Origin of the sequence: Kribbella sp. CA-294648, from assembly GCF_050943845.1 — a bacterium.
Lineage (GTDB): Bacteria > Actinomycetota > Actinomycetes > Propionibacteriales > Kribbellaceae > Kribbella.
In genome coordinates this window covers 2,116,027-2,129,998 of sequence record NZ_CP191981.1, presented here as the reverse complement: position 1 = coordinate 2,129,998, position 13,972 = coordinate 2,116,027, and the positions used below count along the sequence as shown (strand labels likewise).

The 13,972-nt window shown below is 67.3% G+C and carries 16 protein-coding genes and 1 other RNA gene; 3 read left to right on the top strand and 14 right to left on the bottom strand.

Annotated features, from left to right (window positions below):
* Window positions 1–4: 4 nt before the first annotated feature.
* From ACQPYM_RS10395 to ACQPYM_RS10345, 11 genes are all read right to left on the bottom strand, one after another.
* Window positions 5–1,153, bottom strand: coding sequence for a sensor histidine kinase (locus ACQPYM_RS10395; RefSeq protein WP_433018445.1), 1,149 nt, complete (start codon window positions 1,151–1,153; stop codon window positions 5–7).
* 61 nt (window positions 1,154–1,214) lie between these two features.
* Window positions 1,215–2,324, bottom strand: coding sequence for an ABC transporter substrate-binding protein (locus ACQPYM_RS10390; RefSeq protein WP_433018442.1), 1,110 nt, complete (start codon window positions 2,322–2,324; stop codon window positions 1,215–1,217).
* Between the two features lie 989 nt (window positions 2,325–3,313).
* A complete protein-coding gene (locus tag ACQPYM_RS10385) occupies window positions 3,314–3,652 on the bottom strand; it encodes a hypothetical protein (RefSeq protein ID WP_433018439.1) in 339 nt (112 codons plus the stop codon).
* A 718-nt stretch (window positions 3,653–4,370) separates the two neighbouring features.
* Window positions 4,371–4,747: a transfer-messenger RNA gene (gene ssrA / locus ACQPYM_RS10380) on the bottom strand.
* Window positions 4,748–4,845: 98 nt separating this feature from the next.
* Window positions 4,846–5,400 (bottom strand): DUF1707 and DUF4870 domain-containing protein, encoded by a 555-nt coding sequence (locus ACQPYM_RS10375; RefSeq protein WP_433018436.1) that lies wholly within the window; start codon window positions 5,398–5,400, stop codon window positions 4,846–4,848.
* A gap of 111 nt (window positions 5,401–5,511) precedes the next feature.
* Window positions 5,512–5,982: an SsrA-binding protein SmpB gene (smpB, locus tag ACQPYM_RS10370; RefSeq protein ID WP_433018433.1), complete on the bottom strand. Its 471-nt coding sequence runs from the start codon at window positions 5,980–5,982 to the stop codon at window positions 5,512–5,514.
* Between the two features lie 21 nt (window positions 5,983–6,003).
* On the bottom strand, window positions 6,004–7,446 hold the full coding sequence (locus ACQPYM_RS10365) for a peptidoglycan DD-metalloendopeptidase family protein (RefSeq protein ID WP_433018430.1): 1,443 nt from the start codon (window positions 7,444–7,446) through the stop codon (window positions 6,004–6,006).
* Between the two features lie 57 nt (window positions 7,447–7,503).
* Window positions 7,504–8,415: a permease-like cell division protein FtsX gene (gene ftsX, locus ACQPYM_RS10360; RefSeq protein WP_433018427.1), complete on the bottom strand. Its 912-nt coding sequence runs from the start codon at window positions 8,413–8,415 to the stop codon at window positions 7,504–7,506.
* A 27-nt stretch (window positions 8,416–8,442) separates the two neighbouring features.
* The gene (ftsE, locus tag ACQPYM_RS10355) at window positions 8,443–9,132 is read right to left on the bottom strand and encodes a cell division ATP-binding protein FtsE (protein ID WP_360283195.1); all 690 of its coding nucleotides are present in this window, start codon (window positions 9,130–9,132) and stop codon (window positions 8,443–8,445) included.
* A 182-nt stretch (window positions 9,133–9,314) separates the two neighbouring features.
* Entirely contained in the window at window positions 9,315–9,476 is a 162-nt protein-coding gene (locus tag ACQPYM_RS10350; RefSeq protein ID WP_433018424.1) for a hypothetical protein, read from the bottom strand.
* A complete protein-coding gene (locus ACQPYM_RS10345; protein WP_433018421.1) occupies window positions 9,469–9,849 on the bottom strand; it encodes a hypothetical protein in 381 nt (126 codons plus the stop codon). The genes ACQPYM_RS10350 and ACQPYM_RS10345 overlap by 8 nt, the downstream gene beginning before the upstream one ends.
* Window positions 9,850–9,973: 124 nt before the next feature.
* On the opposite strand from ACQPYM_RS10345, the gene ACQPYM_RS10340 reads away from it, so the two are divergent.
* A complete protein-coding gene (locus ACQPYM_RS10340; protein WP_433018418.1) occupies window positions 9,974–11,020 on the top strand; it encodes a carbohydrate kinase family protein in 1,047 nt (348 codons plus the stop codon).
* Window positions 11,021–11,033: 13 nt separating this feature from the next.
* On the opposite strand, the gene ACQPYM_RS10335 is transcribed toward ACQPYM_RS10340, so the two are convergent.
* Together ACQPYM_RS10335 and ACQPYM_RS10330 are read right to left on the bottom strand one after the other, a co-directional pair.
* Window positions 11,034–11,462, bottom strand: coding sequence for a PIN domain-containing protein (locus tag ACQPYM_RS10335; RefSeq protein ID WP_433023241.1), 429 nt, complete (start codon window positions 11,460–11,462; stop codon window positions 11,034–11,036).
* Between the two features lie 5 nt (window positions 11,463–11,467).
* A complete protein-coding gene (locus tag ACQPYM_RS10330; RefSeq protein WP_433018415.1) occupies window positions 11,468–11,677 on the bottom strand; it encodes a type II toxin-antitoxin system VapB family antitoxin in 210 nt (69 codons plus the stop codon).
* 143 nt (window positions 11,678–11,820) lie between these two features.
* On the opposite strand from ACQPYM_RS10330, the gene ACQPYM_RS10325 reads away from it, so the two are divergent.
* Both ACQPYM_RS10325 and ACQPYM_RS10320 read left to right on the top strand, forming a co-directional pair.
* Window positions 11,821–12,174 carry an ArsR/SmtB family transcription factor gene (locus tag ACQPYM_RS10325; protein WP_433018412.1) on the top strand — a complete coding sequence of 118 codons (354 nt, stop codon included), beginning with the start codon at window positions 11,821–11,823 and terminating at the stop codon, window positions 12,172–12,174.
* Entirely contained in the window at window positions 12,167–12,604 is a 438-nt protein-coding gene (locus ACQPYM_RS10320; RefSeq protein WP_433018409.1) for an SRPBCC family protein, read from the top strand. Before ACQPYM_RS10325 ends, ACQPYM_RS10320 begins: the two co-directional genes overlap by 8 nt.
* On the opposite strand, the gene ACQPYM_RS10315 is transcribed toward ACQPYM_RS10320, so the two are convergent.
* Window positions 12,546–13,652, bottom strand: coding sequence for an MFS transporter (locus ACQPYM_RS10315; protein WP_433023240.1), 1,107 nt, complete (start codon window positions 13,650–13,652; stop codon window positions 12,546–12,548). The two genes, ACQPYM_RS10320 and ACQPYM_RS10315, sit on opposite strands and share 59 nt — an antisense overlap.
* Window positions 13,653–13,972: the final 320 nt, after the last annotated feature.

Genomic DNA, 13,972 nt, shown 5'->3' with positions numbered 1-13,972 from the left:
GCGGTCATCCTGTCGGCACCGATGCGGTCAGCGCCGTACCGCGGCCCGGAGTACTGTCCAGCGTGAGCGTCCCGCCCAACGTGCGCAGGCGTTCCCGCAATCCGGGCAGCCCGAAGCCCCGATCCGGGCCGGCCGCACGATCCTGGACGCCGTTGCCGTTGTCGCTGATCTGAAGCCGAACTGACTCGTCCTGCCAGTCGAGCACGACCTCGATCCGGTCCGCTCCCGCGTGATCCCGCACGTTGGCGAGCGCGCCCTGAGCCGTGCGCAGCAAAGCACTCTCCAGCTCCGGGTTCATCACCCGCGGCTCGCCCGTCGTGGTCAGCGCCACCGTCGGCCCGTACCGCTGCTCACGTCGGCACAATTCCTCCAGCGCCGCCTCGATACCGCCTTCCTCGAGCGCAGCGGGTGTCAGCCCAGCAATCATCCGCCGTGCCTGTACTACGTTCTGCCCGAGCGTCTCGGTAACGCCGCGAACCCGCTGTCGCGCCTTCGCCGGATCGGTGTCCCACTCGCGATCCGCTGCCTGCAAGAGCATCCGGCTCCCCACGAGCTCCTGGGTGATGGTGTCGTGGAGTTCGCCGGCCAGACGAGCTCGTTCGGCCAGGATCCCCGCATCGTGTTGCTGCTGGGCGAGCTCGTCGCGAGTGCTGCGGAGTTGCTCGACCAGCTTCTGCCGGATCGCGGTGTCGCGCTGCTGGCCGGCGTACAGGGCTACCGTGGCCCAGACCGCGGCGGCCGGCGGCAGGAAGAGGTCCAGGTCGCCGGACTGCCGGTAGAGCACTGCAACGAGCAGACCCGTGACGATGCCGACGGCAACCATCGCCGGACGTGGGGGAAGCGTTCGAAGCATCAAGCAGGCCAGCGGAATCGCCAGCCAGCTGTACACCGACGAGTAGGGCGCCGGAACGGTGCTGATCAGCAGCACCCAGACGCCGGTCACCAAGGCGATGACCGGCACCTGCCACCAGCCGAGCCGGTTCCCCGCCCAGACTGTCGCGGCGTAACCGCCGGAGAGCAGAATGCTCAGGCCCAGCACGTAGAAGCACAGTGCGGTATTCATCGCGAACAGCCGCCACAGCGAGCCGATCACGACGAGGAAGAAGGCCGCGTGCACGGCGAACTCGAGGCGGGACACGGTACTGCGCGACACGTCGGCTCCCTTCGGGCTGGCCTCGCCGAGTGTAGCCAACCGCAACCAACCCGTCGGGGCATCAGCGTCCAGGATGCAGCCCCAGCCAGCCCCCGGTGGGCGCGCCCGCCACCTCACCGAAGTACAGGGCGAACGTCTGCCGCCAGCGCTCGACCTCGGCCCGGTCGGCCATGAAGGCCGGGAACCCGTCCAGGCCGGCATTCGCGTAGGTCCAGATGGGTCGCAGCCCGGCCGGCGCCGCCATGTCGGTGCGGACGGACCACCCGTTGAACGAGGTTTCCTGTCTCGCCGTGGTCAGCTGCCAGTTGAGGTAGAGCTTGGCCGCGGCCTGGTTCGGCGCGTCCGCGAGAATCGCGGCCCGCTGCCCCCACGCCATGAAGGGATCCTCGGCCGGCACCACCCATCTGGTGGGCGACGTCGCGCGCGGATTCCCCGAGCCACCCAGCCCGAGTGCCTTCTGCCCCGAGTTCAGGGCCAGGGCCGGAGTATGGCTGCCGCGAGCGAACGCGACCTGCTGCTGGGCCAGCTCGGCGATCCACGACCACCCGTAGGCCTCCGCGTAGCGCTTGTAGAGGTAGAGCGTCGCATCGTCGTCGTTCGGGTAGGCCGACGCTATCTGCCCTCGCCAGCGCGGATTCGTGAGGTCGCGTGGCGATGCCGGGACATTTCCGCCGACCGCGGCGACGTTGTAGCTGTAGCTGAAGGCGTACACGCCGATGGCGACCCACGCCCCGTCGGCATCCTTGAACCGGTCGTAGACCTTGCTGAAACCGGCCGGCTTGTACCGGAGCAGCCGCCCCTGCTGCTTCCACCTCGGGAAATTCTGCACGGTCTGGAACTGCACGACATCCGGTACCAGGGTCCCGGTCGCGAACTGGTTGTCCACCCGCACGTCATGGAACTTGCTGTAGTCCACCACCAACGTCAACGCGATCTGGGGAAACCGCGCCCGGAACGCCGCCGCCGTCGCATCCTGCTGGGTCGCGGTGTCTCCACCCGCGTAGATGACCAGCTTGCCGGACTCCCGGATCGCCGCCTCGTACAGCTCGTCCAGCGACCTCCCCTCCTCGCGTGGCGCGGTACGAGCTGACGCCGGCACGCCGACCGCCAGCGCGGCCCCGACCCCGGCCCCTACTCCCAGCAACCTCCGGCGACTGAATCCGGCAACCATGGCAATTCCTCTCCTCGACGACCTGTTACCGCGATCGTGTCGCCGAGCGTCCCGCCACCGCGTCACCCATCCGGCTCAACCACCCCCGGTTCGGTTGAACCTCCGTTCCACCGAACGGTTGAACCCCGCCTCCGGCACAGTCTCCCGCCGACTACTGCGGGCTATCCGCGGAACCACCACCGGCCGGGCGTAGATGAAATGGGTCCCACCGAAGACTCCCAGCTCGGCGGGAGCAAGTGACGACCAGGTGATCAACCTCGCCCGGAGCAAGTCATCGACGATGAGATCTAGCAGCTCGCCGCGACCGGCGAAAGTGGGTAGCCGATGGCCCCAGACTCCACTGCCGGTGACGAGTCGGTCGGCGGCCACCTGCTCGGCTGTGCTTTCGTGGTCGTCGACCCACCGGAGCAGCACAATGTGGCGCGCCGAGAAGTCGTCAACCCGTCTGGACGACAGGTCTTGCGGGTGGGTACGACAGCAGCTGGATCCGCAGCCAGGGCCCCCGGACCCGGCCAGGCGCGCTGCCGGCCCGCGAGCAGCGAACCGGTCAACCGGCGACGACGCCGTCGTGAACCGGCCGGGCCCCCGAAACCCACGGATCCCCACCGCATCAATCCCGTCCCGGACGACCCACCGCTGAACGTGGCGAGTCTCGCGAGCAATCCCAGATTGACGGGCTGAAGCTCCGCTCTGCCCCCGCCCGCGGGGGCGAGCCTGCCGGCGACCTTGTGCGTGACCTGAGCGTTCCGCCGTGCTCCGGACGCTCAGCCCGTGCACAAAGCCGGCTTAGGCCGGACCCGGCCAGGCCCGATCCCTCCCCGAACCGTCGACTGCCCGCTCCCACCGATTCGGGGAGGATCTTCTCCCCACACCGGTAGCACGATCCACCCCAAGTCCGGCGAAAATCCTCCCCGAACCAGTCCAGGGCGAACTGCCACCCCTCCACCCAGCCGCAGAACCTGACCTCCAGCAGACACCAGCCGACCTGACTACCTCCCCAACGTTGCTGGACGAGGCACTAGAGCGTTCCTGAGGGCTTCAAGTTTTTCCGACTGGTGTGTCGCCTGCGCCGGGCGCGTCGACTGAATGAAGGCGCCCAGGAAGACCTCATTGTCCAGAAGCCGGTCGACCCTCATAGCGAGGTCGTTAACCACCTCGGTGATGCTGGCTCGCCAGGCCATCAGCCTCCGGCTGTACGGCCCTTCCATCACATACTCGTACCAGGCCCCTGCAACGCCTCCGACCACGGGGAAAGAACTCAGGGCGCCGGCGAAGAGCTTGTCGACGGTCGCCGTTCGCGGCTCCTCCGGTGGCTGCTGAACTGTCATAGACGCTGAGTCTGGGCAAGACGCTGATCCTCACGCTAGAGGACAACCGAATCCGGGCCGGCGGGATGGGGGTGCCGTTGGTCTCGACGCGACACTAAGGCGGATCGGTCGGCAAGCTGTGCTGACCTGTCCGAACGGCACAGGGCGTTCCCATGAAATCCACCTTTGATGAGCTCGTTGAGCTGGCACAACTGTTCGCGGCCGGCGGCCTCATGCCTCCAAGAGAGGTGGTGCAGACGCTCGCAGGCGACGCGCTGATCACCGACCCGTCTCTGCCACCACCCAGGTAGGTACGCCCACGATCGAAACCGACGTCATCTGGGAGTACCTGGCCATCGCAGGCGACGTTGTGATCAGCGCTCGAGGCACACGAGCCGCTCGTGAGTGGCATTGGAGCAGTGACTAGGGACCGGCGCAACGCAGGAGCGGAACCGGGCGGAGGTGAGCTGTCCGAACGCCTGAGATCTTCTGCCCACCACCCAGCTTCGTGCTGGTAGGAGGCACGGCGCACCCGGGCAGCCACCCGCGTCCGAGGAGCGGCACCACTCGCGCGACGTAGGAGCGGAGTCTCCGCGCGACGTAGGAGCGGAGATACGGGTGGGTGGGAGCGCCCAGAGCGTGAGCGACGTAGGAGCGAGCGGCGGCGGGTGCGTGGGGTCTGCGGCGTACATGACGAAGCCCCGGCGGTGGCCCGCCGGGGCTTGGTCCAACTTTTCAGGGGTGGAGGTGGCGGGAATCGAACCCGCGTCCTTCAGTGTCGACTCGAGACTTCTCCGGGCGCAGTCTGTTAGTCGCTTTTCTCAGCTCCAGCACTCCCACAGACAGGGTTGCTGACGAGCTCAGTCACTGTAAATGTCCCGCGTTAACCCCGTGACCGGGTTAACGAAGCAAGCTCCCTAGCTGAGGCCAGGAACCGGGTCGGAAGCAACCCCGGGCTGACCGCTTCTTTTAGCTCAGGCCGTCAGGCGGCGAGAGCGAAGCTACTGCGATTGGAATCGGCAGTTATTGGTTTCCAGAGATCGTTTACGAGATAACCCTGGATCCTCGGCCCGCTTCCCTCGAAACGTACAGCCAAAGTCGAAACCGTTCACCCCCTGTTGAGTTGTCAAACCCCATGGCCCGAAAGCATCCTGACTGGCCGTGGAACCTCCACACTACCAAGTCCAACAAGCCTGCCGCACGTCAGATTCCCGTTACTTGATCAGGCGCAGCGTGAACGGGTAGCGGAAGGTGGAGCCGAGCAGGGCGGCGAGGCCGCCGATGCCGGTCAGGACGAACCAGACCAGGCCGATCAGCGGGAACAGGAAGCCGGTGAACCCCTCGGTCACGCCGGTCATCACGCCCACCAGGGCGAAGATTCCGAACGCGCTCAGCTGGAAGTTCAGGGCCTCCACCGCGTGCTTGCGGACCACCGGGTTCTGCTTGCCGGCGCTCGCCGCGACCAGCGCCGGGCCGACGAAGAAGGTCGGGAAGCCGAGCCAGTGCGTGACGAGGCCCATCCCCCGGCCTTCCGACTGCCGGACCGCCACCGGACGGGTGAAGGCGGCCGGGGCGAAGGTGGGGACCGGTCGCGCGACCAGCCCGTTGAAGGTGCCGTTCAGTTCGGCCCGGGTGCGCGCTTTCAGGGCGAGCTCCAGGCGGGTGTCGAACTCGATCCGCTCGAGGCGGCCGTCGGCGTACATTTCTTGCAGGATCTCGACGGCGCGGTCCCGTTGGGCCGGCGTCACCAGCAGGTCTGAAGTGGACATGTCTTCAGCCTGCCTCGCGCCGGACCCGCACCCCATCGGGTGACGCCCGGAACCACCCCTGGGGCGACCCCTAGCGTTCCAGCCGGTCGCCCTGGTCCTTTCGGATGACCACTACCCCCTGCGGCGGTCGCTCAGGGCTCGCTGGGCCTCGCGGTCGGCCTGGCGTTCGGCCAGGGCGTGCCGTTTGTCGTAGTCCTTCTTACCGCGCCCGGTCGCCAGCTCGACCTTCGCGTAGCCGTCCTTGAAGTACAGCGACAGCGGGACCAGCGACACGCCTTGCTGCTCGACCGCCTTGATCAGCTTCTGCATCTCGTCCTTGTGCAGCAGCAGCTTGCGGGTCCGCCGCGGCTCGTGGTTGGTCCAGGTGCCGTGCGTGTACTCCGGGATGTGCATGTTCTGCAGCCACAGCTCGTTGCCGCGCACGGACGCGAACGCGTCGACGAGGGAGGCCCGGCCCAGCCGCAGGGACTTCACCTCGGTCCCGGTCAGCACGAGTCCGGCCTCCACCACGTCGTCGATGTGGTAGTCGTGCCGCGCCTTGCGATTCTGCGCGATCGGTTTGTGGCCGGTCTGTTTCACCATCCGGCCAGTATCCCAGATCCCTTACAACCACTTCATCGGATTAACCACACTGCCGTCCTGGTAGACCATGAAGTGCAGGTGGCAGCCGGTCGAGTAGCCGGTGGTGCCGACGTATCCGATCACCTCGCCCTTCGACACCCGCTCGCCGACCCGAGCCTTGTACTTCGACAGGTGGTTGTAGACCGTCGTGATGGACGACCCGTCGATCACACCGTGTGAGATGAACAGCCGGTTGCCGTAACCACCGTTGAAGTACCGGTCGGTCACCACCCCGCTCGCGGCAGCGCGAATCGGCGTACCGCAGCCGCCGCCGAAGTCGGTGCCGTCGTGCAACTTCCAGTAGTGCAGCACCGGGTGGAACCGCATCCCGAACGGCGACGTGATGTAGGTGTTGAGCGGGTAGCTCAACCCGGACGAGTCGCGCGGCGGGTCAGGGATGCGGCGTGGCGGCCGCTTCTCCTTGCGCGCCTTCGCCCGCTCGGCCGCCTCCGCGGCCGCCTTGCGCCGGGCCTCGGCGGCCTTCTCCGCCTTCGCCCGGGCGATCAGGATCGCCTGCACACGGTTCCGCTCGCGGAGCAACGCGTGGTACTGCGCCAGCTCGGAGTTCTTGTCCTTCTCCGCCGCCTGGTACGTCGTCAGCTTGGCCTGGGCCAGCTTGGCGGCCTCGGCCTTGTCGGCGGCGACCTGCTGGGTCAGCGCGGTGACGTCCTTCACCGTCCGCGCCGCCTCGGCGCGCTGGGCGGACACGATCTTCTCCGCCGCGGCGACCTTGACCCGCTTGTTCGCGAGCTGCGCCTGCGCGTTGTTCAGCTTGGTGATCGTGTTGCTCTGGATGCCGAACACGTTCCGCTGCACCTGGATGCTGTTGGCAACATCCGCCGGCGAGGCGCCGCGCAGCACGATGGACAACCCGACCATGCTGTTCTGCTGCTGGTACGCCGACTGCGCGGCGCGACCGGTCAGCGCCTTCTGCTTGAGGATCACCCGCTCACCCTCGTCGACGTCGGCCATTGCCTTCCGCAACGCCCGCTCGGCCCGGCGGAGCTTGCCCGCGGCAACCGCGTCGGCGGCCTTCGCGGCAGCGAGCTTGCCCTGCGCAACGGCGTACCGGACCTGGACGGTCTTGTACTGCGCTTCCGCGTGGTTGTACGCGGCAACGGACTTGGCGACCTGGTCGTAGGACTGCTTGACGTCGGCCTGGGACTCGGCGATCTGCGAGTCGAGCTGTTTCTTCTTGGCGGCTGGATCGGGTGGGTCCGCTTGGGCAGCCGGAACCACCGCCAGTGCTCCGGCGGTCAGGGACAGGACAACGCAGCAAGCGGCGATGACCGTCTGCCGGTGCGGCGACCCACGCAGGCGTTGCCTGGCGGACCGTCGAACCGGTACGGCGGTGGCGCCGATGCTGTCGTCTCGCTTGATGCTCCCCCGCTTGCGCGGGTTCGCACCGGGGAAGTGCGGGACCACAGTCGACCCCTTGCTATGGGTGAAAGTGACGTGCTACTGCACGATAAGTCACCCGGGTCAGACTTTGAGGTATTTCCGCGTTGTCACGAATGTCGGAATGGTCGCCAGCACCAGACCGACGGCCACCATGACGCCGGTGGCCTGGAAGACCTCGGTCGGTCCGACCCACTGCCAGACCTGGAAGGTCGCCTCGGCCTGCCGCTTCACGAAGAGGTACCAGCCCAGCCACACGGTGCCGCAGGCGAAGGCCGCGCCGATCAGGGCCGCGAGGATCGCCTCCAGCAGGAACGGCAACTGGATGTAGAAGTTCGAGGCTCCCACCAGGCGCATGATGCCGATCTCCCGTCTCCGGGCATAGGCGGCCAGCCGGATCGTGTTGGAGATCTGCATCAGCGCGGCGACCAGCAGCAGACCGGCCGCTGCCACCGCTCCCCATTGCAGCTTGTTCAGCGCTTCGAAGAGTGGATCCAGGAACTGTCTGAGGTCCTGCACGGTGTCGACGCCGGGCAGACCCGACACGGCACTGACCAGGTTCTGGTAGCGCTGCGGATCCTTCAGCTTGACCCGGAACGACTCCTGCATCTGGTCCTCGGTCACCGTGCTGACGATCGGTGAGTCCTTGTACAGCTTCTTGAACTGCTCGAACGCTTCCTTCTTGGACTCGCCGAACACGCCCTCCGGCGCGGTGTCGGGGTTGGCCTCGATCACCTGCTTGATCCGGTTCTTCTGCTCCGTGGTCACCTCGGTGCCGGTACAGCCACGGCCGCCGGAGTCCTTGGTGCAGAGGAAGATCGAGATCTGGATCTTGTCGTACCAGTTCCCCTTCATCAGGTCGACCTGCTCGCGGGCCAGCAGCGCGGCACCGAACAACGACAGCGAAACCCAGATGGTGACGACGACCGCGATCGTCATCGTCAGGTTCCGCTTCAGGCCGATGCCCAGGTCGGACAGGATGTAGTTGAGGCGCATAGAAAGTCAGTCCGTATCGTCGTCGGGTCAGTGCTGGTAGCCGTAGACGCCGCGCGACTCGTCGCGGACGACATGGCCGTTCTCCAGCTCGATCACGCGCTTGCGCATCTGGTCGACGATCGAGACGTCGTGGGTGGCCATCACCACGGTCGTCCCGGTCCGGTTGATCCGGTCCAGCAGCTTCATGATGCCGACCGACGTGCCGGGGTCGAGGTTTCCGGTCGGCTCGTCGGCGATCAGGATCATCGGCCGGTTGACGAACGCCCGGGCGATCGCGACCCGCTGCTGCTCACCGCCGGACAGCTCGTCGGGCAGCCGGTCCTCCTTGCCGTCCAGGCCGACCAGCTCGAGCACCTCGGGCACCGTCTTGCGGATGTGCGAGCGCGGCTTGCCGATCACCTGCAGAGCGAAGGCGACGTTCTCCGCGACGGTCTTGTTCGGCAGCAGACGGAAGTCCTGGAAGACCGTGCCGATCTGCCGGCGCATCTGCGGGATCCGCCAGCTGGCCAGCCGGTTCAGGTCCTTGCCGGCCACCATGATGTGGCCCTTGGTGGTCCGGTGCTCGCGCAGGACGAGGCGCAGGAACGTCGACTTGCCGGAACCGGAGGTGCCGACCAGGAAGACGAACTCGCCTTTTTCGATCTCGACGTCGACGTTCAGCAGGGCAGCCTTGGACTGGCCCTCGTACGTCTTGGAAACATTCTCGAAGCGGATCACGTGAGATTCCGGCCGTGGTCGGGAACAGGGAGTGGAGCATCGGTCACCACGAAGGCACCGTACGCCACCGGAGCGGCCGTCGATCAGTGTAGGTGCTCCGGTACGCCGCTCCGACCCGACGTGCCGCCCGTCCGATACCCGGGCGTACTACGGACGCCGGCGCGCGCAGTACGCCGTACCGGCTAGGCCGGGGCGGGGGCTCCTGAGCCGTGTTCCGGGCGGGCGGTGGCGATGCGGGCCAGGCCTGCGTCGGGCTTGCGGCCAGCCTTGCGGGCAGCCTCCACGTGCAGGCGCGCCAGCTCCACTGCCTGGCGAGAGACCCTCACGGTCTTCTTCTCACTCATCGGCATTGTCTCCCTCGACAACCTCGGCGCCTTGTTCGGCAATATCAGCGTACGCGGCCGAGCCGATGTGGTCGATCGCGACGGCGGCCGTCAGCGCGGCGACCAGGTCGTAGTCCTCGGCCTGTAACAGTTCCGAACGCATCAGTGAGCGCAGCGTCACCACCCCGGCGTCCGTCCCGGCCTCGTCACCGTCCAGGATCTGCTCGACCGCCCAGCGGACCATCCGCATGGTCTCCTCCCGCCGCCGCCAGACGTCCAGCTCACGATCGGACTTGCGGGTCAGATAGGCGCCCAGCGCAACGCCGCCGAGCGCCAGGAACGGGCTCAGCACGGTGGCGATCACCCCGATCACGGCCATCCAGGTCGGAATCACGAACACACCCCAGAACTCATCGCGTTCCTCCCAAATCCGTGGTGGTGGCCGGTTGATGATGCTACGAAGGACACCAGGTCACCAACCACCGACAAGTCCCGACAAAGGAGCAGTGGTCACCGAGATGGACGAGCCGGACCGCTACGACGTGTTCGTGCAGGGGACAGTGTTCCTCGACATCGTGCTGACCGGCCTGGAGTCCGCCCCGACCACCGGTACCGAGATCTTCGCCGAGGGCATGGGTTCCTGCCCCGGCGGGGTCGCCAACTTCGCCATCGCCGCCAGCCGGCTCGGCCTGCGCAGCGGGCTGGCCGCCGTCTTCGGCGACGACGTGTACGCCGACTTCTGCTGGCGCACGCTGGCCGACCAGGAGGGAGTCGACCTGTCGCACTCGCGCCGGATCGGGCACTGGCACTCGCCCGTCACGGTCTCGATGTCGATCGACCGGGACCGCGCGATGGTCACCCACGCGCACGAGGCGCCGGGCGATCCGAGCAAGCTGGTCGGCCCGGGCCTGAAGACCCGGTCCGCGATCGTGCCGGTCGCCGAGGAACTGCCGAGCTGGACCTCGGAGGCCCGGGAGTCGGGCGCGCTGTTGTTCGGCGACGTCGGCTGGGACCCGACCGAGTCCTGGTCCCCCGCGGTTCTCGACGTACTCGACGGATTCCACGCCTTCACCCCGAACGCCGGCGAGGCGATGGCGTACACCCGCACCGATACTCCCAAGGCGGCGCTGCACAAGCTGGCCGAGCGGGTCCCACTCGCTGTCGTGACGAACGGCTCGGACGGCGTACTGGCGATCGATGCGCTGACGGGCGAAGAGGAGCACATTCCGGCTCTCCCCGTCCGCCAGTACGACCCGACCGGCGCGGGCGACGTCTTCCTCGCGTCGCTGGTGCTCGGCACGCTGCGGGGCTGGCCGCTGGCTCATCGGCTTGCCTTCGGCAACCTTTGCGCGGGGCTCTCGGTCCAGCACTTCGGCGGCTCGCTGGCGGCACCGGGCTGGGGCGACATCATCGACTGGGTCCGCGACCACAGCCGCCACCGCCCCGGCGGTGTGGATCCCGACGTACTGCGCCACTACACCTTCATCGGCGACGTTCTCCCGGCCGGCCCGGTCCCCATCGTCCGCCGAGCCGGCGCCACCATCGCCCGCCTCTCGGACGCCTGAGGGCATAGGTGAGTTAGTCCAGCGACCCGCGCGGTGCAACCCAGAGATGCGGCTGACCTGTGGTCGCCGCGATGTGCTCGAAGTCCGTGTCGTAGTGCAGGATCACCGCATCATGCTGCTCCGCGACGGCTGCGGTGAGCAGGTCCACCACCCCCGCGGCGCGGTGATGACCGCGCGCCGCCATTCGAACTTGCACCTCGCGGGCTCGTTCCGCGATGGCCTCGGTGATGGGCAGGACCGTATAGAGAGACTTCCGGCGCGCGGCCACGTTCTGGACGTCCTCGAGATCACGCCCGGAGTAGCCGGCCTCGAGATCGACCGTCACACAGGTGGCGGCTGCACGATCCACGATCAGACCGGCGATCACGGTCCGCACCGCGGGATGGCCGCTGCGGGCTTGCGCCGACGTATCGACCAGGTAGAGCTTGCCCACGCCGGTCACAGTGCTCAACGGCGAGCCTCTCGCATGATGTCTGCGTCGGCGATGTCCGGCCCGACACCCAGCGCGTACGGGTCGTCGAGCAGCGCCTCGATGCGTTCACGCCGCCTGGCGACGAACTGCAGCGCAGCATTCACAGTGTCTTTTTTTGTCACGGTCCCCAACTCCTTCGCCGCGAGCGTGAGCGCTTCGTCATCCAGATCGATCATCGTCTTCATGTAGACGATGATATGTCCCCGTATATATACCTGGATATACGTCGTGACCAAATCGGCACCGGCCATCCGGCTTGACATCTCGTCTGTGGCGACTATATTCAACTCATCGGTTTAGAACTAAGTAGTTGAATAGGAGTCAGGAGATGCCGACCGACCAGCTCAGTCGCACTTTCGCGGCTCTTGCCGATCCGACCCGGCGGGCGATCTTGGCCCGGTTGTCGGAGGGTGAGGCGACGGTCGGGCAGCTCGCGGAGCCGTTCGCGATGAGTTTCGCGGCCGTCTCGAAACACCTGCGGGTGCTCGAGACCGCCGGACTCGTCAGCCGCGGCCGCGACGCGCAGTACCGGCCGGCCCGGCTGGACGCGCGACCGCTGGCTGCGGCCTCCGAGTGGATCGGTGACTACGCCAAGTTCTGGGCCGACAGCTTCGACTCACTCGGCAGCTACCTCGACCAGCTGCAGCAAACCAACCCCGCCAAGGAGAACGACGATGTCTGACGTAGTTGTCACCCGCACCTTCACCGCACCCCGCGAGCTCGTCTTCGAGGCGTGGACCAAGCCCGAGCACTTCTCGGTCTGGTTCGGCACCGACGCGGTCGACGTACCGCTGGACAAGCTGGACCTGGACGTCCGCGTCGGCGGCGCCTGGAAGGCCACGATGCAACTGCCCGACGGCAACCAGATCGACTGGGTCGGCGAGTACACCGAGGTCGACCCGCCCGAGCGGCTGGCCTTCACGATGACCGACGACCCGGCCAACCCCGCCGGCGACCCGATCGTCGTGGTGTTCGCCGAGGTCGCCGGAGGCACCGAGATGACGCTGACTCAGCCGGGCGGCGACTTCACCCAGGAGCAGATCGACGCCACGATCATGGGCTACAACGGCTTCTTCGACTCGATGGAGAAGGTCCTCGCAGCCCAGAGCTGACCAGCGCCAGGACCAGGGCCAGTACTGCGAGCAGCACCCCCGCGGCAAGGAACCCGTGGGACGGCGCGGTCCGGTCGATCGCCACGCCGGCCAACGACGCACCGGCCGAGCTGCCGAGGTTGTTGGCGGTGTTGATCCAGGTGCTCGCCTCGGTCCGCTGGTGTGCCGGGGTCAGGTCGTCGGCAGCCAGATAGGACACGACGAACAACGGCGCCACCGCCAACCCGGCAACGGCCATCACCACGCCGAGCACGATCAGGTTCGTGGCCAGCGAGGCGGCGAGCAGGCCGACCGCGAGCAGTCCGATCAGGCCGGCCAGGTGATGCCAGTGGGAGCGAGTGTGGGTACGGCGGGCCCAGGTGAGCCCGCCGACCACACTGCCGAGGCCGATCGCCGCTTCCACGAAACCGGCGGCGCCCGCGCGGTCCTGGTCCTGCGCGACACCGGCCACGCAGACATACGCGACGCTCGTGCCCGCGGCGACGAAGAGGATGACCACCAGGATCCGCCGCAGACCCGCGATGCGCAGCGGACCTGGATCCATGAAGCGACCCTCGACCCGCTGCTCGGCGACATGCCGGGCCAACGGCGTCGCGACCATGCCGAACGTGCCGCCGACCATGAGTACGGCGGCACAGCCCAACGCGACCGGGGCGGACCAGAAGCTGATCAGGAGTCCCGCGATGAGTGGGCCACCCAGATACAGCGACTCCTCGCAGATCGCGTCGAGGGCGTAGGCGCGTTGCTTGAGATCGGTCTCGCCGGTGACGAGCCGCCAGGTGGCGCGCATCGACGGGCCGAGCGGCGGGGCGAACAGGCCGGCCACACCGACCACGATCACCAGGAGGACGGCGTTCGTAGTACTGGCGAAGGCTACGAGGGCGAGGCCTGATGCGCAGAGCACGGCCAGTGGTGGGAGGACTCGGCGTTGGCTGTAGCGGTCGACCAGTCGGGCCTTGAGCGGCATCGACAACGAGGCCAGACCGAAGGCGGCCACCGCGGTACCGGCGACGGCGAACGAGTCGGTTGATTGATGAACTGTGAACAGGGCAGACAGCGGGAGCAGACCGTAGGCAAGGCGGCCTGACCTGACCGGGGTGGTGGGGTGGGGTCAGAGATTGCACAGCGCCGGCACGAAGGTGCGCAGCGCGTGTGGCAGCAGCAGGACGTCACGGTAGCTCCCGGCACGCGTGGTGCCAGGCATGGGAAGACGCTCCTAGAGAGCCCCGGCTCCGTCAGCGGAGCGGGGTGCGATGAATGGGCTCGGTAGCGAGCGCTCTCTAGGCACGGGGATCGAACACAGCGCGCAGCCTACCTGAGCAAGGCCCTTTGCGGTCGTAGGGTCGGAATCCCTGCAACAGGAGAGGC